19 protein-coding genes are annotated in these 19,017 nt (G+C 70.3%); 13 read left to right on the plus strand and 6 right to left on the minus strand.

Annotated elements, in window-relative coordinates; translation table 11 throughout:
- Positions 1–58: 58 nt before the first annotated feature.
- A complete protein-coding gene (locus VIM26_RS11540) occupies positions 59–1,696 on the plus strand; it encodes an HNH endonuclease signature motif containing protein (RefSeq protein WP_331951335.1) in 1,638 nt (545 codons plus the stop codon).
- A gap of 292 nt (positions 1,697–1,988) precedes the next feature.
- On the opposite strand, the gene VIM26_RS11545 is transcribed toward VIM26_RS11540, so the two are convergent.
- Positions 1,989–2,597 (minus strand): TetR/AcrR family transcriptional regulator, encoded by a 609-nt coding sequence (locus tag VIM26_RS11545; RefSeq protein ID WP_331951268.1) that lies wholly within the window; start codon positions 2,595–2,597, stop codon positions 1,989–1,991.
- 103 nt (positions 2,598–2,700) lie between these two features.
- Between VIM26_RS11545 and VIM26_RS11550 the strand changes: the two genes are divergently transcribed.
- Together VIM26_RS11550 and VIM26_RS11555 are read left to right on the plus strand one after the other, a co-directional pair.
- Entirely contained in the window at positions 2,701–3,438 is a 738-nt protein-coding gene (locus tag VIM26_RS11550; protein WP_331951270.1) for an SDR family NAD(P)-dependent oxidoreductase, read from the plus strand.
- Positions 3,439–3,522: 84 nt separating this feature from the next.
- The gene (locus VIM26_RS11555) at positions 3,523–4,161 is read left to right on the plus strand and encodes a DsbA family oxidoreductase (protein ID WP_331951272.1); all 639 of its coding nucleotides are present in this window, start codon (positions 3,523–3,525) and stop codon (positions 4,159–4,161) included.
- A gap of 93 nt (positions 4,162–4,254) precedes the next feature.
- On the opposite strand, the gene VIM26_RS11560 is transcribed toward VIM26_RS11555, so the two are convergent.
- The 3 genes from VIM26_RS11560 to VIM26_RS11570 are packed head-to-tail and all read right to left on the minus strand — an operon-like array spanning position 4,255 to position 5,201.
- Positions 4,255–4,575 carry a DMT family transporter gene (locus VIM26_RS11560; RefSeq protein ID WP_331951274.1) on the minus strand — a complete coding sequence of 107 codons (321 nt, stop codon included), beginning with the start codon at positions 4,573–4,575 and terminating at the stop codon, positions 4,255–4,257.
- Entirely contained in the window at positions 4,575–4,922 is a 348-nt protein-coding gene (locus VIM26_RS11565; RefSeq protein WP_331951276.1) for a DMT family transporter, read from the minus strand. Before VIM26_RS11565 ends, VIM26_RS11560 begins: the two co-directional genes overlap by 1 nt.
- A gap of 3 nt (positions 4,923–4,925) precedes the next feature.
- Positions 4,926–5,201, minus strand: a complete 276-nt coding sequence (locus VIM26_RS11570; protein WP_331951278.1) for a hypothetical protein — start codon at positions 5,199–5,201, stop codon at positions 4,926–4,928.
- Between the two features lie 494 nt (positions 5,202–5,695).
- On the opposite strand from VIM26_RS11570, the gene VIM26_RS11575 reads away from it, so the two are divergent.
- Together VIM26_RS11575 and VIM26_RS11580 are read left to right on the plus strand one after the other, a co-directional pair.
- On the plus strand, positions 5,696–6,262 hold the full coding sequence (locus VIM26_RS11575; protein ID WP_331951279.1) for an NADPH-dependent FMN reductase: 567 nt from the start codon (positions 5,696–5,698) through the stop codon (positions 6,260–6,262).
- A 160-nt stretch (positions 6,263–6,422) separates the two neighbouring features.
- The gene (locus VIM26_RS11580) at positions 6,423–7,949 is read left to right on the plus strand and encodes a sensor domain-containing diguanylate cyclase (RefSeq protein WP_331951281.1); all 1,527 of its coding nucleotides are present in this window, start codon (positions 6,423–6,425) and stop codon (positions 7,947–7,949) included.
- 57 nt (positions 7,950–8,006) lie between these two features.
- Here the strand turns inward: VIM26_RS11580 and VIM26_RS11585 are convergent, their stop codons facing one another.
- Complete coding sequence (locus tag VIM26_RS11585) at positions 8,007–8,459, minus strand: hypothetical protein (protein WP_331951283.1); 453 nt, start codon at positions 8,457–8,459, stop codon at positions 8,007–8,009.
- A gap of 287 nt (positions 8,460–8,746) precedes the next feature.
- Here VIM26_RS11585 and VIM26_RS11590 point away from each other — a divergent pair, with 287 nt between their 5' ends.
- From VIM26_RS11590 to VIM26_RS11605, 4 genes are all read left to right on the plus strand, one after another.
- A complete protein-coding gene (locus VIM26_RS11590) occupies positions 8,747–10,129 on the plus strand; it encodes an MFS transporter (RefSeq protein WP_331951285.1) in 1,383 nt (460 codons plus the stop codon).
- On the plus strand, positions 10,126–11,151 hold the full coding sequence (locus VIM26_RS11595) for an L-idonate 5-dehydrogenase (protein WP_331951287.1): 1,026 nt from the start codon (positions 10,126–10,128) through the stop codon (positions 11,149–11,151). The genes VIM26_RS11590 and VIM26_RS11595 overlap by 4 nt, the downstream gene beginning before the upstream one ends.
- A 129-nt stretch (positions 11,152–11,280) precedes the next feature.
- A complete protein-coding gene (locus VIM26_RS11600; protein WP_331951289.1) occupies positions 11,281–12,366 on the plus strand; it encodes an S-(hydroxymethyl)mycothiol dehydrogenase in 1,086 nt (361 codons plus the stop codon).
- Positions 12,363–13,001 (plus strand): MBL fold metallo-hydrolase, encoded by a 639-nt coding sequence (locus tag VIM26_RS11605; protein ID WP_331951291.1) that lies wholly within the window; start codon positions 12,363–12,365, stop codon positions 12,999–13,001. The genes VIM26_RS11600 and VIM26_RS11605 overlap by 4 nt, the downstream gene beginning before the upstream one ends.
- Positions 13,002–13,040: 39 nt before the next feature.
- On the opposite strand, the gene VIM26_RS11610 is transcribed toward VIM26_RS11605, so the two are convergent.
- On the minus strand, positions 13,041–13,430 hold the full coding sequence (locus VIM26_RS11610; protein WP_331951293.1) for a DUF3817 domain-containing protein: 390 nt from the start codon (positions 13,428–13,430) through the stop codon (positions 13,041–13,043).
- Between the two features lie 244 nt (positions 13,431–13,674).
- Here VIM26_RS11610 and VIM26_RS11615 point away from each other — a divergent pair, with 244 nt between their 5' ends.
- From VIM26_RS11615 to VIM26_RS11630, 4 genes are all read left to right on the plus strand, one after another.
- Complete coding sequence (locus VIM26_RS11615; RefSeq protein ID WP_331951295.1) at positions 13,675–14,208, plus strand: fibronectin type III-like domain-contianing protein; 534 nt, start codon at positions 13,675–13,677, stop codon at positions 14,206–14,208.
- 255 nt (positions 14,209–14,463) lie between these two features.
- Positions 14,464–15,129, plus strand: coding sequence for an SDR family oxidoreductase (locus tag VIM26_RS11620; protein WP_331951297.1), 666 nt, complete (start codon positions 14,464–14,466; stop codon positions 15,127–15,129).
- 211 nt (positions 15,130–15,340) lie between these two features.
- Entirely contained in the window at positions 15,341–18,139 is a 2,799-nt protein-coding gene (locus tag VIM26_RS11625; protein ID WP_331951299.1) for a putative bifunctional diguanylate cyclase/phosphodiesterase, read from the plus strand.
- Positions 18,140–18,260: 121 nt separating this feature from the next.
- Entirely contained in the window at positions 18,261–18,764 is a 504-nt protein-coding gene (locus VIM26_RS11630) for an inorganic diphosphatase (RefSeq protein ID WP_331951301.1), read from the plus strand.
- Positions 18,765–19,017: the final 253 nt, after the last annotated feature.

The raw sequence follows: 19,017 nt of genomic DNA on the forward strand, positions 1-19,017 counted from the left end.
GTCGCGTTGACCACCCTGGCGGGGCACCTGAACGCCGCGACGTGCCGGTTCGGCGGTCCTGCTCGGGGAGTTCGACGCCCGCGAGGGGTGGGCGATGGACGGCATCGTGTCCTGCGCGCACTGGCTCACCTGGCGGTGCTCACTGACCAACGGCGCCGCCCGCGAACACGTCCGGGTCGCCCGCGCGATCCGCGACCTGCCCCAGATCCGCACCGCATTCGCCGCCGGACAGCTCAGCTACTCCAAGGTCCGCGCCCTGACCCGCCTGGCCACCGCCGACCGCGAGACCGAGCTCCTCCAGATCGCCCTGGTCACCCCCTCCGGCCCCCTCGAACGCTACCTGCGCGGATCCCTCGACGCCGACACTGAGACCCGCCGCCACGCGAACCGCACCCTCACCTGGCGCTGGGCCGAGGACGGGGCCCTGACCCTGACCGCCCGGCTGTCCCCCGAAGACGGCGCCCTGGTCGTCGAAGCCCTCGAGGCCACCGCCGCCAAACTCACCGCCGACGCCGCCGACGCCCCGCCCATGGAAGAACCCCACGACCCCGACCGCGGCCCCTACCAAGACCCGTACGACGTTCCCGCGGGAACGTCCACCGCCCGCGCCGACGCCCTGGTCATAATCTGCGCCCAGACCGGTGACCCCACCGACGACGACCAGGAGCCCAACCCCACCCGGCGGCCCGAGCTCATCGTGCACGTCAACCTCAGTGACCTCACCGACCCGGCACCGGATGCACCAAGGCAGGGTGGTAGCGAGCCAGTGTCGGGGGCGGGCTCGGGCTCGGGCTCGGGCTCGGGCTCAGAGTTGGGCTCGGGGTCGGACTCGGGCTCCTGCTCGGGATCGGGCTCGGGCTTGGACTCGCAGTCGCAGTCGCAGTCGCAGTCGCAGGCCGGGACGTCGTCCACGCCGACCGGACGGCCGACGCCGAACACCACCAAGCACCCGCAACAGCCCGTGCCACTCCTGGACGGACCCCGGATCCAGGACGGCCCCGCACTGCTCGGCGAGACCGCCCGGCGCCTCGCCTGCGACGCCCGCATCGTCATCGCCATCGACGGACCCACCGGCGAGACCCTCGACCTCGGCCGCGCCTCCCGGTTCCCCAACGCGGCCCTGACCCGCGCCCTGTGGCACCGCGACGGCACCTGCCAGTACCCCGGCTGCAACCGCCGCCGCTTCCTCGTCGCCCACCACATCACGCACTGGGCAAACGGCGGACCCACCACCTTCATCAACCTCGTCTTGCTCTGCGGTACGCACCACAGGGCCCTGCACGAAGGCAGCTACCAGCTCACCCGCACCCCCACCGGCGAACTCCTGTTCACCTCGCCCCGCGGCGCCACCATCACCCCCGCACCCGCCCAGACCGGCCACGCCAAGGGCGCGACCACCAGCCACCAGGCCACCATCACCCCCGACACCACCACCCCCGACTGGTACGGCGACCGCCTCGACCTCTCCCTCGCCGTCCAAGCCACCCGCAGCAACTGGGACAACCGCAACACCAACACCACGGGCCACCGAGACAACGACCGGGACCTCATCAACAGCTTCATCACCGACCCGGACAACGACCGCGACCTCATCGACATGTTCGTCAACGACCCCGGCGACCGGGAACTCATCAACACCGTCGTCAACGACTCCGACGCGAACGACCCGGGCGTCAACGACCCTGACATCAGCTGACGCGGCCGTGAGCGACGGGCACAGCAACGGGCATCGCGTCGACGACCGGGGCGAAAGCAGTCAGCCTGCGCCGACGGCAACCAGGCTCCCTTCTGCGGGGAGGACTCCGTGGCGAACACGGATCCTCACCTCAATGACGACGCAGGCGCTGGTCCGCAGGCCGGAGGCTCGGACGTCCGTCGGGCATCTACCCGGCTCGTCGTCGATGCTTCGATCTCTTGGCCAGCAGCATCCAGGTTCGGACCTGGACGCCGATCGCTCCTGCCCCCGCTGTAGACCGGGACAGCGCTGATCACACCCGGGTGCCGCCCGAGTGAAGTCCGTCGAGGATGAAGCCGAGGTTCCGTCGCCAGGCGTCCGGCGCGACGTCGGCGGTGGCGCCCACCACGCTCGCGTTGGTCAAGAAGATCAGGGCCAGGTCGTCGGTGGTGAAGTCGGAGCGCAGCGCGCCGTTGCGCTGCGCGTCCTCGATGAATCGCCCGGCAACTTCCAGCGTCTCCTCGCACAGGGCGCTGAGTGCGGAGGCCTGCGGATACTTCCGCGCGATGATGTCGTTCATGTCCGGGCCCTGCGCCTGCAGCTCACACAGCTGCTCGACGTAGACGGCGAACCGCTCCCACGGGTCTGGCGCGGCGAGGGCGAGCTCGACGACCGCATCAAATTTCGTGGTCGCGAGCTCCTGGACCACCGCGTCGATCAGGGCCTCGCGGCTGCCGAATCGGTTGTAGAGAGTGCCGGTGCTGACGCCCGCGCGATGGGCGACCTCCTCCAGCGGTGCGCCGAGCCCACGCTCGGAGAAGACCTCGACCGCGGCCTTCCGCAGCTTCTCCAGGTTGCGCCGGGCATCGCCGCGCAGCGACGGTCGCGCGTCGGTGGTGGTGGTGGTGTGTTGCTCCGTCATCTGCTGTCGTCCTTCGCACGTAACTTGACGGTTCCCTCAAGTTACGTGCTACGGTCACGTAGAACTTGATCCAGGCCTCAACTTAACATTCCAGGAGTTGCTTGTGTCGAAGACAATAGCCATATTTGGTGCCGGAACTGGCCTCGGGACCTCGGTAGCCCGCCGGTTCGGCCGCGAGGGCTTCCGGGTCGCCCTCGTCGGGCGTCGCACCGCACCGCTCGACGCGCTCGTCACGACGCTCGCCGCGGAGGGGATCGAGGCAGCCGCATTCTCCGCGGACCTCCTGGAGACGGACAAGATTCCGGCGCTGGTCGGGGCGATCACGGAACGCTTCGGCCGGATCGACGTCGTCGAGTACGCGCCGATCTCCGGCTCCACGTTCACCCCGGCGGCCGAACTCACGGCGGACGTGCTCGAGGACCTCATCAGCCTGTATCTGCTGACGCCGGTCGAGCTGGTCAGGGCGGTCCTGCCGCAGATGCTCGAACGGGGTGACGGCGGAATCCTGATCGGCCACGGCGGCTCCGCGGTCGAGGGCGTCCCGTTCATGAGCGGCTTCGGGCCGGTCATGGCGGCAGCCCGCAACTACATCTACTCGCTCCACGGCGAGCTGGCAGACAAGGGGATCTACGCCGGCACCCTGACCGTGAACGCGATGATCGAACGCAGCGCGAGCCACGAGGCCCTCACCTCGGGCGCGCTGGAGTTCGAGCTTCCGGAGGGAGCCGTCCGTCCGCTCGTCGACCCCGATGACCTCGCCGACGGCTATTGGGACCTGTTCACCAAGCGCGACCGGGTCGAGGCTATTCTCCCCGTGGCCGCCGCAGACCTCGCCGCCTAGCCCGCCACCGCCACCCAGAACTGAACGGACGCCACCATGACAATTCCTGCTGGGAGTACTGCGACCACGGCGGAGCCCCGCCCCGTGACCACGCTTCGCATCGACGTGTGGAGCGACATCGGCTGTCCCTGGTGCTACGTCGGAAAGAAGCGCCTGGAGACGGCGATCGCGGCCTCGCCGCACGCCGCGTCCATCGAACTGGTGCCCCACTCGTTCGAGCTCGACGCGACGGCATCCACCGATCCGGTGTCGTTGCCGGGCTTCCTGGCGGCGAAGATGGGCGTGTCGTTGGCCGAGGCTGTGCGCATGGACGGTCACGTCGGTGCGATGGCTCACGACGAAGGACTGCCGTACACCTCGGACCGGGTGCACGCCAACAGCTTCGACGCGCACCGCGTCATCCACCTCGCTGCCGAGCACGGTCTCGCCAACGAGATGCTCGGGGTGGTGCAACGGGAGCTCTTCAGCGGCCACGCCAACGTCTACGGCCACGCCTTCCTGGCCGACGCCGCGGCCGGGCTCGGCATCCCGCGCGCACGGGCCGAGGAGGTCCTCGCGAGCGACGAATTCGCGGACGCCGTCCACGAAGACCAGGCAGAGGCCGGGCGGCTCGGCGTGACGGGAGTGCCCTTCGTCGTGGTCGGCGGCAGGTACGGCATCCCGGGCGCGATCGCAGTTTCGGGCTACACCCAGACGATCGAGCGTGCCTGGGCGGAAGCATGACCAGCCCGTTGATCCTGGTGACCGAAGAGGTATCGGGATTCTGCGACGTCGTGACCGGCGAGTGCGTGTCCACCGAGCCGGCGTCGTCCGTCGTCAGTGCGCGGCGCCGACTTCTACCAGGAGCACGCCGCCCATGATGAGGGCGATGCCGGCGGCCATGATCCAGGTGAACGGCTCGCCGAAGAAGAACCTCCTCGCGACGGCGGCGAGGGCGACGCCGGCGGCGGCCCAGATCCCGTACGCCACGCCGAGAGCGAGTCCCTGGCCCAGCGCGAGCGAAAGAAGAACGAACGCGAGCACGTAGCCAACGGTCACGGCGACGTACCAGGTCCTGCGTCCGCCGATGCTGGCGCGGAGCGAGAGGGTGGCGCCGACCTCGCTGAGGATCGCCCCGGTCAGAAATGCCCACGCCATCAGGCAACCTCTTCCGTCAGGTCGGCGGCCCGCCGGGAGCCGAGCTCGACGGTGAGCACGCCGCCGATGATCAGCACCATTCCGAGCAGCATCACCGGGGTGAGGGGCTCACCGAAGATGACGGCAGCGAGGATCGCGGTCGACGCGACGCCGAGGGCTCCCCAGATGCCGCACGCCACCCCCAGCGAAAGCCCGGCTCGCAGCCCGAGGGACAGGAACACAAATGAAGCGACGTAGCCGGCGACGACCAGGGCATACCAACCCGGGTTCTCGAGCGCTGCCTTGAGAGACAGGGATCCCGTGACCTCGCTCGCGATCGCCGCACCGAGCAAGAGCCATCTCCGCAACGTTCAGTCCTTCAGGAGGTCGTAGGCGATCGCGCGGATCCGCTCGCGATCGCGCTGATCGGGCGGGAACACCCCAGTCGCGCAGGCGAGCCATGCGCCGTCGGCCATCAACCGGGCAGCCGTGAGACGTGCTCGTTGCGGGTCGGGCAGCGCGGCCGGGAGCTCGATCCACGGCTTCATGTGCTCGGTCCAGCGCGTGGCCAAGGGGTCGCGCAGGCGCGGTGCGGTGAACTCAGGCCTGACGGCATTTGTCTTCTTGATCGCGGCCGCGGCCTGCATAGGGATTTCTCGCAGCGGGTGGGAAATTCTACCCCTGGGCGCGGCGCGCGGATCGGACCGGCGAAGAACCTCTACCCGTCCGGCCGCATGAGAGACCCGCGCTGCCCGACGACGGCGGCCGGTCGGTCTCGCCCGAGTGAAGGGAACGGGACATGAGCTCTATCCAAGGTTCGGTCGGAACGATTCCCCGGCGGACCGACAGGATCTCGTGGCACCTGCGTCTCGTCGTGGTCGGGGGCTGCGAGCTTGATCTGCGGTGGCATCGGCGAACCGTTCTCGGGAGGTCGGGGTGCGCCCAGTTTCGGGTCGCGCCGGCCTCACGACCAGGGAGCCGGTCCGCTCAGCGGGATGCCCGCCCGGCCGGCCGGGCGGGAGGCTCTCGCGGTCGACCGAGCGCCGGTCCGCTCGCGCCGATACGCTCGCGCCGTCAGGTTCCGTACCGTCACAGGCGACGAACCGCTCGAGCCGTGGACGGTCTCGAGAAAGAGTGCGCGATGACCACCTACCAGGTCGGCTACTTCGTCGGGAGCCTCTCGTCCACCTCCATCAACCGGATCCTGTCCAAGGCGCTGATCCGCCTCGCTCCGCCGGACCTCGAGTTCGTCGAGCTCGCGATCAAGGACCTGCCGCTGTACAGCCCGGACTACGACGCGAGCTATCCGCCCGAGGCCGCGGCTCTCAAGGCAGCGATCGCCGACGTCGACGCCATCTTGTTCGTCACGCCCGAGTACAACCGCTCCATCCCGGGTGCCCTGAAGAACGCCATCGACTGGGCCTCCCGGCCCTGGGGGCAGAACTCGTTCAACCACATCCCCGCCGCGGTGATCGGCGCGTCCCCCGGCCTGATCGGCACGGCCCTCGGTCAGCAGAGCCTGCGCGGGGTCCTGAGCTTCTGCAACGCCCGGCAGATGACGTCGCCGGAGGCGTACATCCAGTTCAGCCACGAGGTCTTCCTCCCGGACGGCGAGGTGACGAGGGAGTCGACGGCGGAGTTCCTGGCCTCGTTCATGGCGGAGTTCCGGGACCACCTGGTCCGCGTCCTGACGGTCCTGCCGCGCTAGGCGGGTCGTTGCACGACGGCGGCAGTCCTCGCAGCGCGCGGCCCACCTCGCGGAGGTAATCCGGGCGAACTGACGTCTCAAGATCCACCGTCTCGACGCCGATAACAGCCAGGACGGCCGAGAGTGGGGAGTGAGGGCGACGGCAGTGCGTGTGGGTTCGGTGAACTCTCAGGCGAGCGCGACGGCGACGCGCCCGCTGAGCGACCCCGGAGTCGTGGGCCGGATCGCGCCGTTCGTGACCATCTTCTCCATCGCGCTGCTGCTGATCGGGTTGACCCCGACCGGGTCGTTCGACTCGAACGCGCTGATCGCGGCGGCGGTCCTGACGGCCGTGCTGGTCGCGGCGGCGCTGGTGGTCCCCTGGCGACGGTGGGCCGCCTGGACCGAGGCGATAGTGCCAGTGGCAGCGTTCGTCGTGATCGTGTTGCTGCGTCAGGCCGAGGGCGGTGCGAGTCCACGCTGTACGCCGCTGGTCATGCTGCCCGTCATCTGGCTCGCGATCCACGGCAGCCGAGCTCAGCTGCTGTGCGCGATCGCGGGCTCGGCGGTGACCTTCGTCGCGCCGGGGATCCTCGCCGGCGGTCTGCTGCATCCGAGCATCGACTGGGGAGGGGCCGGACTCTGGGCGGCCACCGGGCTGCTCGCCGGGTCCGCCATTCAGGGACTGGTCGGCCAGGCTCGCCGGCGCAGCGCCGACGTCGCAGCCCTGGGGGCGATCAGCCGTGCCCTGCTCGCCGCCGCCGATCCGCGACCCGAGCTCTGCGTCGCCGCTCAGGTCGTCACCGGCGCGACCTTCGCGATTCTGCTCGAGCCGACCCCGGACGGGGCGATGGTCGCCACGGCGTCGACCGACGGGATCGACCTGCGCGCGATCCGGGTGGACCCGAGCGTCGACGTCTCGGTCACCATGGAGGTCTGGCGCACCGGTGAAACGGTCTACGTCGCGGACGCCGCCGCCGACGAGCGGACGATGAAGAGGCTCGTCGATCTCACCGGCGCCCTCGGCGTGCTGTTCGCGCCGGTCACGAGGGACGGACGACGACTGGCGGTCCTGGTCGTCGGGTTCCGCCGGTCGCGACCGCGGTTGCCCGAGCAGTCCCTGTACATGATCGAGCTCGTCGCCGGCGAGATCGCCGCCGCGCTCGACCGCGCCGAGCTGGTCGCGCTGCTCGCCAAGCAGGCCCGCACCGACGCCCTGACCGGCGCCGACAACCGTCGCAGCTGGGACGAGCAGGTGGACCACGAGCTGGCCCGCGCCCGGCGCACCGGCGCCCCGCTGGCCGTCGCGATGATCGACATGGACCACTTCAAGCTCTACAACGACACCTACGGCCACAGCGCGGGCGACGCCCTCCTCGGCGGCCTGGTCAGCGCGATCCGGGCGGAACTGAGGCCCAGCGACCTGATCGCGCGCTGGGGCGGCGAGGAGTTTGCGATCGCGTTGCCCGACTGCGACCTGCGCCAGGCGCGGGCGGTCGCGTCCCGGCTCCTGCTCGTGGTGCCCGACGGTCAGACGATGAGCATCGGGCTGACGGAGGCGTCGCTCGACGACACGTCGCGAACCCTGATCGCCAGAGCCGACCGCGCGCTCTACGCGGCGAAGGACGCCGGCCGCAACCGGGTGCAGGCCATCGCGCTGCGGCTCCCGCAGGCACAGGCCGGGCGCAGCACGGTGCAGTCGCACTGAGCGTGACGCCGCAGGCGGCCCAAAAGGCTTGCTGACTGCGCGGCAGACCAGCTGCGACTAGGTGCGCGGCGGGTCCGAGCCGTCGCGCGCCGAGCCGCGATCGGGCACCTCGGCGCTCGTCCGGCCGCCTCCGCCGTCGGCGAGGTCGTCGTCGCGTCGGGCGGGGTCGGGCACATCGGGGTCGATCCGGTCGGCCGTCCGCAGCTGCGCGTCGACCTCCGAGCGAGAGTCCCTCGCGTGCTCGGAGCGCTCCTGGGCCTGCTTCTGCAGCAGGGCGGCGTCGGCAGTCCGGGCATCTGCCTCGGCCTGAGCCATCCGGGCCTCGGCGTCCATCTTGGCGGCCTCGGCCTCGCGACGCTCGAGCTCGATGCGGTCGTTGTCCGCTTGCTCGCGAATCTTGCGGGCCCTGGCACGCTGCGTCGTGACCCGGTTTCGCATCACGACCGTCGCCACGATCGCCACGAGTACCACGGCGGCCACGATGATCCAGATCAAAATCGTGTTGTCCATCTCGACCTCCCGACGGCTGACCAGCTGACCACTCAATTCCAGCGCAGGAGCACGGCCGTCGCAACCGGGAAGCGCCGGAGGAGGCAGGGCCATTTATCGTCGCCCTCGGAGGAGTCGAAGCCGGTCGGACGTCTCTGCTGGTCGTGGCCAGATCGCAACTGCCCCTTGACTTGCCTCGCGGCGTGCGCTTACATACCAGTACTTCCATACGAGTAGTGATGGATGGACTCCCGGTCACGCCGCGGTCTGATTCACCTGCTCCGCGGTCCGATGCAAAGGAGCACACGATGACGCAAACCACACCCGCCTCGCCGCCGGGGGTCGCCACCCGAAAGACGAGCGACCTCACCAAGGCCGCTGTCTCCGGGTGGCTCGGCACGGCCATGGAGTTCATGGACTTCCAGCTCTACTCGCTGGCCGCCGCGATCGTGTTCAACAAGATCTTCTTCCCGAACGTGAGTCCCGCCGTCGGGCTGATCGCGGCGATGGGGACCTACGGCGTCGGGTACGTCGCGCGGCTCTTCGGCGCCATCTACTTCGGCCGGATGGGCGACCGCATCGGCCGCAAGAAGGTCCTGTTCATCACGATCGCGCTGATGGGGGCCTCCACCACGCTGATCGGGGTGCTCCCGACCTACGGCCGCGTCGGCCTGCTCGCACCGATCCTGCTGGTCGTGCTGCGCCTGATCCAGGGCTTCGGGGCGGGTGCGGAGATCGCGGGCGCGACCACGATGCTCGCGGAGTACGCGCCGGTCAAGCGTCGGGGCGTGTTCGCCTCCCTGGTCAGCCTCGGCACGAACTCCGGCACGCTCGTCGCCTCGGCGCTCTGGGCATTCCTGATCGGCACCCTCTCCGAGCAGCAGCTCCTGAGCTGGGGCTGGCGCCTGCCGTTCCTGCTCAGCTTCGTGCTGATGATCTTCGCGATCTGGTTGCGCACGCACCTCAAGGAGAGTCCCGTCTTCGAAGAGCGCGCCGACGTCAACGCCGGCGTCGCCATGACCCGTCAAGAGCTCAAGGCCGAAGTCAAGGCCGACGGCGACAGCGTGCTGGAGTCCGCGCTGCACCAGCGCAAGGGCAAGGCCTTTCTGCTTGCGCTCGGGCTGCGGTTCGGCCAGGCAGGGAACTCCGGCGTCGTGCAGACGTTCCTCGTCGGCTACATCGCCAGCACGCTGGTGATGGACAAGACGGTGGCCACGACCGCCATCGTCTGGGGTTCGCTGCTCGGCTTCGTCACCGTTCCCCTGGTCGGCCTGCTGGGGGACCGGTTCGGTCGCCGCCCGATCTACATCGGGCTCACCCTCGCGACGATGGCGTACGCGTTCCCGATGCTCTACCTGATCAACACCGGCGGTCCGCGCACCGTGCAGCTCGCGATGGTCGTCGGGCTGAACCTCGGGGTGCTCGGCCTGTTCTCCCTGGAGAGCGTCACGATGGCCGAGCTGTTCGGCGCGCGCGCCCGGTTCACCCAGCTCGCGCTGGCCAAGGAGGTCGGCGGCATCCTGGCCACCGCCATCGGCCCGGTGCTCGCGGCGACGCTCACGGCCGTCACCCACAGCTGGTGGCCCATCGCCGCGATGCTGGTCGGGTACTCGGCCATCACGCTCGTCTCGGCGATCCTCGCGCCCGAGGTCCAGGGCCGGGACCTGGTCCTGCTCGAGAACGCGACATGAGGGCGATCGTCGTCCACGGTGCCGGTGACCTGCGCGTCGACGAGCGGCCGGACCCCGTGCCGGCGCCCGGCGAGGTCCTCGTCGCGATGGAGTGGGGCGGGATCTGCGGCTCCGACCTGGCCTACTGGCGCCACGGCGCCTCCGGCACCGCCGTGCTCAAGCACCCGCTCGTGCTCGGGCACGAGGTCGCGGGCCGGATCGTGCAGCTCGGGGACGGCGTCACCGGGCTGGACCCGGGCCGGGCGGTGACGTTCCAGCCGGCCCAGCTCGTCGGCGACGGGCTGATGCCGGAGCGGCTGGCCGGCCGCACGAACCTCTACCCGAGCGTCCGGTACTTCGGCTCGGCCGCGTTCGACCCGCACACCGACGGCGGGTTCTGCGAGCTCAAGGCCGTGCGCGCGGAACAGATCCGGGTGCTGCCCGACGGCGTGAGCACGCGGCACGGAGCGATCGCCGAACCCCTCGCGGTCGCGATGCACGCGGTCCGCCGGGCCGGCGATCTCCGCGGCAAGACGGTCCAGGTGTTCGGCTGCGGGCCAATCGGCTCGCTGGTCGTCGCCGCCGCGAAGTTCGCCGGCGCCGCCGTCGTGATCGCCGCGGACATGTCCGACGCCGCGCTCGCGGTGGCCCGCGCCATGGGGGCCGACGAGGCCGTCAACCTCGCCACGAGCAGCTCGCCGCCGAGCGACCTGGAGCTGGTCTTCGAGTGCTCGGGCGCGCCCGGTGCGCTCGGGCCGGTACTGCGCGCGACCGCGAAGGGCGGCACCGTCGTGCAGGTCGGCAACCTCCCCGGGTCGGCGGTCCAGGCCGTGCTCGGCGACCTCGTGACCCGCGAGCTCACCTGGGTGGGCTCCTATCGCTTCATCGAGGAGATCGACGACGCGCTGGCCGCGATGAGGGCTGGGCTGGACGTCGCTCCGCTCCTCACGCACACGTTCGGGCTCGACCAGGCGGGCGAGGCCATGCGGGTGGCCGGGGATCGCAGCACGGGCAGCAGCAAGGTGATGCTCCGGCTCGGGTAGGTGGGATCCTGATCGACCGGGCCCTCGAATCGAGGCTGCGCTCCCGGTCTGCGCCGAGCCCCGCCCCGAGCCCCGGCGCGGAGCGCCTAGCCTGAACGGCCGCCGCACACCGCTCGCAAGGAGATCCGCATGCCCAGCATCGTCAAGGGAGTCATCGCCCGAGCCAAGGGCGCGCCGGTCGAGATCGTCGACGTCATCGTGCCCGATCCGGGTCCCGGTGAGGCGGTCGTCACGATCCAGGCCTGCGGGGTCTGCCACACGGACCTGCACTACCGCGAGGGTGGCATCAACGACGAGTTCCCGTTCCTGCTGGGCCACGAGGCCGCCGGTGTGGTCGAGGCGGTGGGCGACGGCGTGACCGACGTCGCGCCAGGCGATTTCGTCATCCTCAACTGGCGCGCCGTCTGCGGTCAGTGCCGGGCGTGCGCGAAGGGCAAGCCGCAGTACTGCTTCAACACGCACAACGCCACGCAGAAGATGACGCTGACCGACGGCACCGAGCTCTCGCCTGCGCTCGGGATCGGCGCATTCATCGAGAAGACGCTGGTGGCGGCCGGCCAGTGCACGAAGGTCGACCCGCAGGCGGACCCGGCCGCCGTCGGCCTGCTCGGCTGTGGGGTGATGGCGGGATTCGGCGCCGCGGTCAACACCGGCGGGGTCGGCCGTGGTGACTCGGTGGCCGTGATCGGCTGCGGCGGGGTCGGCAATGCCGCGATCGCCGGGGCGGTCGTTGCCGGGGCGACCACGATCATCGCCGTCGACGTGGACGACCGGAAGCTGGCGTTGGCCGCGACGTTCGGCGCCACCCACACGGTCAACTCCCGAACCACCGACGCCGTGGCGGCCATCCGGGAACGCACCGGCGGGCACGGCGCCGACGTCGTGATCGAGGCGGTCGGCCGGCCCGAGACCTACGAGCAGGCGTTCTACGCGAGGGATCTCGCCGGCACGGTCGTCCTGGTGGGAGTGCCGACGCCCGACCTTACGGTCACCTTGCCGATGATCGAGATCTTCGGCCGGGGCGGTGCGCTGAAGTCGTCCTGGTACGGCGACTGCCTGCCGAGCCGGGACTTCCCGATGCTCGTCGACCTCTACCGCCAGGGCCGGTTCGACCTCGGCGCGTTCGTGTCCGAGACCATCGGCCTGGGCGACATCGAGGCCGCCTTCACCAAGATGCACGACGGCGACGTGCTGCGCTCGGTCGTCGTGCTGTGAGCGCGACCCCTGTCGCCCGCGTGGACCGGGTCGTCACGTCGGGCACGTTCAGCCTCGACGGTGGCACCTGGGACGTGACCAACAACGTGTGGGTCCTCGGGGACGACGACGAGTGCGTCGTCATCGACGCCGCGCACGACGCCCCATCGATCGTCGCCGCAGTGGCCGGCCGGACGGTTCTCGCGGTCCTGCTCACCCACGCGCACGACGACCACATCGGCGCGGCAACCGCCGTCGGGCGGGCGACGGGCGCTCCGATCCGCCTTCACCCGGCCGACCGGGAGCTGTGGGACGCGGTCCACCCGGCGGCTCCCGACGGCGAGCTTGCCGACGGTGACGTGGTCCGGGTCGGCGGCGTGGAGCTGCACGTCCTGCACACCCCCGGCCACACGCACGGCGCGTGCAGCTTCCACGTCCCGGCGCTGGGTGTCGTGTTCACCGGCGACACCCTGTTCGCCGGCGGACCCGGGGCCACGGGGCGGACCTACTCGGACTTCCCGACGATCATCGACTCGATCACCGAGCGCCTCCTGACCCTGCCGCCGCGGACGGTCGTCCACACCGGTCACGGCGAGGACACCACGATCGGCGCCGAGGCACCCCAGCTGTCGGAGTGGGTCGGGCGCGGCCACTGACGCGCGCGCCGAGCCGGGTGACGGCCGCGGGGTTTGGTGCTACTGCGTGGGTGCTGAGCTCACCAGGGTCTCCGCGGAGTCGGGGGAGTCCGCCCGATCCGCGGCGACGGTCGCGGACGGCGCGTGCAGCATGCCGCGTCGTCGGGCCCACCGCTCGAACGCGAGCGTGGCGAGCGGGGGGATGCTCGCGACGAGAGCGAGCAGCGTCACCCGCGACGACCAGCGCAGCCGACGGGCGGCCACCAGCGTCACGATCAGGTAGGCGACGAACGCGGCGCCGTGCAGGCGGCCGAACAGCCAGACGCCGGCCTCCGTGGTTTCCGTGACGTACTTGAGGAACATGCCCACGAGCAGGCCGGCCCAGGTGATCGCCTCGATCGTGGCGAGGACGGCGAACGTTCGGCCGGTGCGGGGCAGCGGGGGAGTCATCGGTGTCCTGTCTGGGGATGGCGCCGGCGAAATGCGCTCGGCCGGAAGGGCCGCCCACGGTACGCGACCCCCGGGCCGTTGCCGCCGGGCCGCGAACTGGGAGTTGTTGTCCTTTTTCGCGCCGTGGCACGACAACGTCTCCCAGTTCGCGTGCCCGAGGTCGAGCCTGACGCGCGGGGGTCGTTGCGGGAGGTTCCGTTCGCCGACGACCCCCGGATACCTCAACTACCCGGGGGAGCGCGGGGTGGTGCGCTACGGCGAGGGGGTGTTCATCGGCTACCGCTGGTACGACGCGGTGGGCCTCGCCGTGCGCTACCCGTTCGGGCACGGGCTGTCGTACACCAGCTTCGAGTACGCGGACCTGCGGATCGACGACGTCGACCGGGACGCCGGCGTCGTGCAGCTGTCGCTGACCGTGCGGAACACCGGCACCCGGACCGGCGCCGAGGTGGTCCAGGTCTACGTCGGGGACTCCCACAGTGTGGTCCGCCGCCCGCTGCGCGAGCTGCGCGCGTTCGAGAAGGTCACGCTCGCCGCGGGCGAGCAGGTTCGCGTCCGGATCGAGCTCTCGAACCGGGACTTCGCGTACTACGACGTGGTGGCCGGGGCGTGGCGCCGGCAGGGCGGCGAGTTCCGGATCGAGGTCGGCGCGTCGTCCCGTGACCTGCGCCTCGAGGCGACTGTCGAGCTGCCCGACGATGACCGGATCCCGGCCCTGGTGCCGGATGACGAGCTGGCGGACATCGTCCGCCGCGGCTCGGTCGCCCACCGCGAGTAGGGGAGGCCCGAGTTCGCCGTTTTGACGCGAGTTCGCCGGGTTCGAACGGCGAACTCGCAACGAATGGGCGAACTCGAGGCCGCGAGTCGAACCCCCGCGTTCGATCAATGGGTTGAGGATGAGGGGCGACGTTCGGGAATGCGACCGTCGAGCTCGCCGTTGACGACAGGTGCGCGCTCGTCACTGCGGGCGTGAGATCTTGTCGAATTCACCACCGGCGCAATCTGGGTAACCGGAGAACGCATAAGGAGTCACATGTCACGCATCGCGATCATCGGTGGGCACGGGAAAGTCGCCCTGCACCTGGCACGCATACTGACCGATGGGGGCCACGCGGTCAGCTCGCTGATCCGCAACCCGGAGCACAGCGCCGACATCACGGCGACCGGCGCAACCCCGATCGTCGCCGACGTCGAGAACCTCAGTACCGAGCAGATCGCGGCGACGATCGCCGGGCACGACGCCGTCGTGTGGTCGGCCGGTGCGGGCGGCGGCAGCGCCGAGCGCACCTACGCCGTCGACCGGGATGCCGCGATCCGTTCCATGGACGCCGCCGCGCTGGCCGGCGTGAAGCGATACGTGATGGTCTCCTACAAGGGGTCCCGCACCGATCACGGTGCCGCCGAGACGGACGGGATGTTCGCGTACTACGAGGCGAAGGCCGCCGCGGACGAGTACCTGCGAGGCACCGACCTGTCGTGGACGATTCTCGGCCCGAGTCTGCTCACCGCCGCGGCCGGCTCCGGCCGGATCGACGTCGGCGGTGCGAACCTCCCGGCCGGGGACGTCTCCCGGGAGAACGTGGCGCGGGTCGTCGCGGCCGTCCTGGCCACGCCGGCGACGATCGGCACGTTCCTCGAGTTCAACGACGGGCAGACCCCGATCGAAGAAGCCGTCGCACGGTACGGCACGAATCAATAGGTTCTCGAGAAGCCGCGAAAAGCACTCGCGGGCGCTCCTGGCAGCGCTAGGGTTTCCTCAGCACCAACCGCCCGAGGTCAATTCGTCGCAAAAGGTGACAATTCGTTTCCGGGCGCCATCGGTGCGCGGGTGTACACACGCCGCGTGTCGCCAGGGGGCACCGATGCATTTACTATCGCGAATACGACGTGTCCTCGAGCCGATCCGGCCGGTGCCCGCCGGATCGTCCTATTCGCGCCTGATGTGGCTGCTGCGGGTGTACCTCCTGGCCTCCTCGGTGGCGGGGACGGCGGCGTACTTCCTCGTCCCGACGATCCGGACCGTCCTCTGGCTCTTCCTGGCGCTGGCCTGGGTCGCGGCGCTGCTGCTCATCGTCCGCGCCTACTCGTGGGCGAGGGTCCGCGCGCGCGTGATCGACACGGTCGTCATCACGACGGGGGTGGGGCTGACGTCGTGGGTGCTGGCGGACGCCGCCGTTCACAGCGGGCAAGTGACCGCCGTCCGGCGCGTCGTCGCCGTCGCGTACGTCGTGTGCTCGGTGACCTGGGGCTGCTTCGCCCTGGTTCCCGCGCAGGCGCGCAGCGGTGAGATCGCGCCGCGGCTGGCGCGGCCGACGAGGTACCTGCTGCGTAAGCAGCTGCTCACGGCGTCGGCACTCATCGTCCCTACCGTTCTGCTGGCGGGGTCGGTCACCGGGCTACCCGCTCACCACGGTGTCATGGTGTGGTCCAGCGCGCTGCTCGTCCTGCTGCATGTGGTCCGGCTCTGGGGGCTCCTGGACGAGCGCCGAGGGGAGCTCGACCTCGAGCGGACCTTTGTGCGCCTGGGCGCCGAGCTGGTGGCAGCGCACGGGCAGGGCGAGATCTACCGGGTCGCGCTGGACTGCGCGCGCTTCCTGACCGGCGTGAGCGGAGACGTTCGGGCCGCCATCTACGTCGTCGGTCCCGACCTCGGACGATGCGTGGCTGGCCGTGCGGGGCCGCAGGACCTCGCCCCGAGCGGTCGGCTCCTGCGAGGGGCGCAGGCGGGGGGACGGCGCAACGCGGCGGCGACGGTGAGCGAGCTACCGCTCTGGCACGACCTGGCGACCTGGGGGGTGCTCGTGGTCGAACGGGTCGAGCCGATCTCGGTCGAACAGCACGCCGCGCTGGTGAGGTTGGCCGCGCAGGTCAGTATCGCGGTGGAGAGCGCAAACCTGGCCGAGGGCGCCCGCCGGCGGCAGGGCGAGGAACGGCTCGGGGTCCTGCTCCAGAACGCCAGGGATGTCATCGTCGTGGTCGATCGGCTCGGTGTGATCACCTATGCGACCCCGTCGCTGGGCAGGAACCTCGGCCTGGCGGTCGAGCAGACCCTGGGGCTCCAGATCGCAGACTTCCTCGCCGAGGAGGACCGCGGCGATGCGCGGGAGCTGTTCGCGAGCTTCGAAGCAGGCGCGACGCCGACCCGGGCGAACACCGATTGGCACCTGGTGCACGCCGACGGTACCTGCGTGGCGTTTGAGGTGTTATCGGGAAACCTGCTCGAGGACGCCAGCGTCGCCGGCATCGTATTGACCATGCGCGACGTCTCCGAGCGTCGCGCGTTCGAGGTTCGCCTCACGCACCAGGCGTTCCACGACCCCCTCACCGGACTGTCGAACCGAGCCCTCTTCGCCGATCGCGCCGGCCACGCGATGGCGCGGGCGGCACGGTCGGGGGCCGCGATCGCCATGCTGAGCATCGATCTCGACGACTTCAAGGAAGTCAACGACACCCACGGCCATGCCGGCGGGGACGAGCTGTTGCAGCAGGTGGCGGCCCGGCTCCAGGCCGGCTTCCGAGCGGATGCCACCGTCGCGCGGTTCGGCGGAGACGAGTTCGCGGTCCTGGTCGAGGACGTCTCCCAGGGCACGAGGATGACCGGTCTCGCCGAGCGAGCCCTCGGCGCCTTCGCCACGCCCTTCACGGTTCATGGTGAGGACCTGAGGGTGGGCGCGAGCATCGGGCTCGTGGTGACCGGCGGCATCGATGACACTCTCGACATGACCGAGCTGATGCGGTCCGCCGACCTCGCGCTGTACGCCGCGAAGGAACGCGGCAAGGGCCAGCTGGTGCAGTACGAGAAGGACCTGAGCACCCGCATGCGGGACCGGCTCGACCGCCGGACCGAGCTCGAGCGGGCGCTCGAGGCCGACGAGTTCGTCGTCCACTTCCAGCCGATGGTCGCCATCGAGACCGGCGAGGTCACCGGGTGCGAAGCGCTCGTGCGGTGGCAGCATCCGGATCGGGGCATGCTCCCGCCCACGGACTTCATCGCCCTCGCCGAGGAGACCGGCCTGATCATCGAGCTCGGCCGGTGGGTGCTGGACCGGGCATGCGCCCAGCTGGCCTCCTGGTCCGGCGCCGGCCGCGGCGCCCTGCAGATGTCGGTGAACGTCTCCGCGCGCCAGCTGCGCGAGCCCGGATTCGCCGACGAGGCGTTCTCGGCCATCCGCCGCCATCGGCTGCGCCCCGGTCAGCTGGTGCTCGAGCTCACCGAGAGCGTCCTGGCCCTCGACGTGCCGCAGATCTCCGAGCACCTGCACGCCCTGCGCGCCGCCGGAGTCAGGATCTCGATGGACGACTTCGGCACCGGGTACTCGAGCCTGTCGTACCTGCAGACCCTGCCGTTCGACATCCTCAAGATCGACAAGTCGTTCGTCGACCGGCTGGGGACCCGTGACCCGGACGCGGGTGTGCTGGTGAACGCGGTCATCGCGCTGGCCCACTCGCTGCGCCTGGAGGTGGTCGCCGAGGGGATCGAGAACGCCGAGCAGCGCGACGAGCTCTGGCTGATGGGCTGCCGCCTGGGTCAGGGATACCTGTACTCGCGGCCCGTCGAGCCCGGTCAGATCTCCGCCTTCCTGGCCGGTTTCTCGACGCTCGGTCCGCCACCGGTGCCGGGGCAGTGGGACAGGATCCGAGACCTTCCCAGGACGGTGCGCGGCGCCCCGAGCCCCGCCCAACGGCTCGTGGACGGCGTACCCACCTGACGCTTACCCTGCGCCGAGCGCGGGAGCGCGTGAGAATGGGCCAACCAGCGGGGTGCCGTAGTAGAGCGGACGCCCTCACCGCAGTCGTCCAATGTCGGACGAAGTCGCAAGGAGGCGCACAGTGGAGTTTGACGTCACGGTCGAGATCCCGATGGGGCAGCGCAACAAGTACGAGATGGACCACGCGACGGGGCGGATCCGCCTCGACCGCATGCTGTTCACCTCGACGCGCTACCCCGACGACTACGGCTACATCGAGGGGACCCTCGGCGGCGACGGGGACCCGCTGGACGCGCTGGTGCTGCTCGACGAGCCGACCTTCCCAGGCTGCCTGATCCGCTGTCGAGCGCTCGGCATGTTCCGCATGCGCGACGAGGCGGGGTTGGACGACAAGATCCTCTGCGTCCCGGCCGGCGACCAGCGCGCCGCCTGGCGCCAGGAGATCGAGGACGTCTCGGAGTTCCGGCTGCTCGAGATCCAGCACTTCTTCGAGGTGTACAAGGATCTCGAGCCCGGCAAGTCGGTCGAGGGCGCGCACTGGGAGGGCCGGGTCGAGGCCGAGGCCGAGATCGAGCGCTCCCGCAAGCGTGCGATCGACACGAACTACTACGCGAAGGCGCACTGACCCGCCGGCTCGGTCAGTTGAGGGTGACCGTCCGCGGGGCGCGCTCGCGGGTGGTCACCCTTTTTTGTGCCCGAGACAGATTGATTTCGCGCCCACGGTGCGGAATTTCTCGCGCACGGATGTCGGATTTTCGCGCAGGCTCGATTTTTCGCGTAGGGTGCAGATTTTCGCGCAGATGCGAATTCTCGCGCGCCGAATCTTGCTTCGCGGACGCTGCGATCAGGGACTTTGAGCCTAGGCGGCGCCCTGGTCG

This window comes from Pengzhenrongella sp. (assembly GCF_036565025.1).
In the GTDB taxonomy this organism is placed as follows: Bacteria; Actinomycetota; Actinomycetes; order Actinomycetales; family Cellulomonadaceae; genus Pengzhenrongella.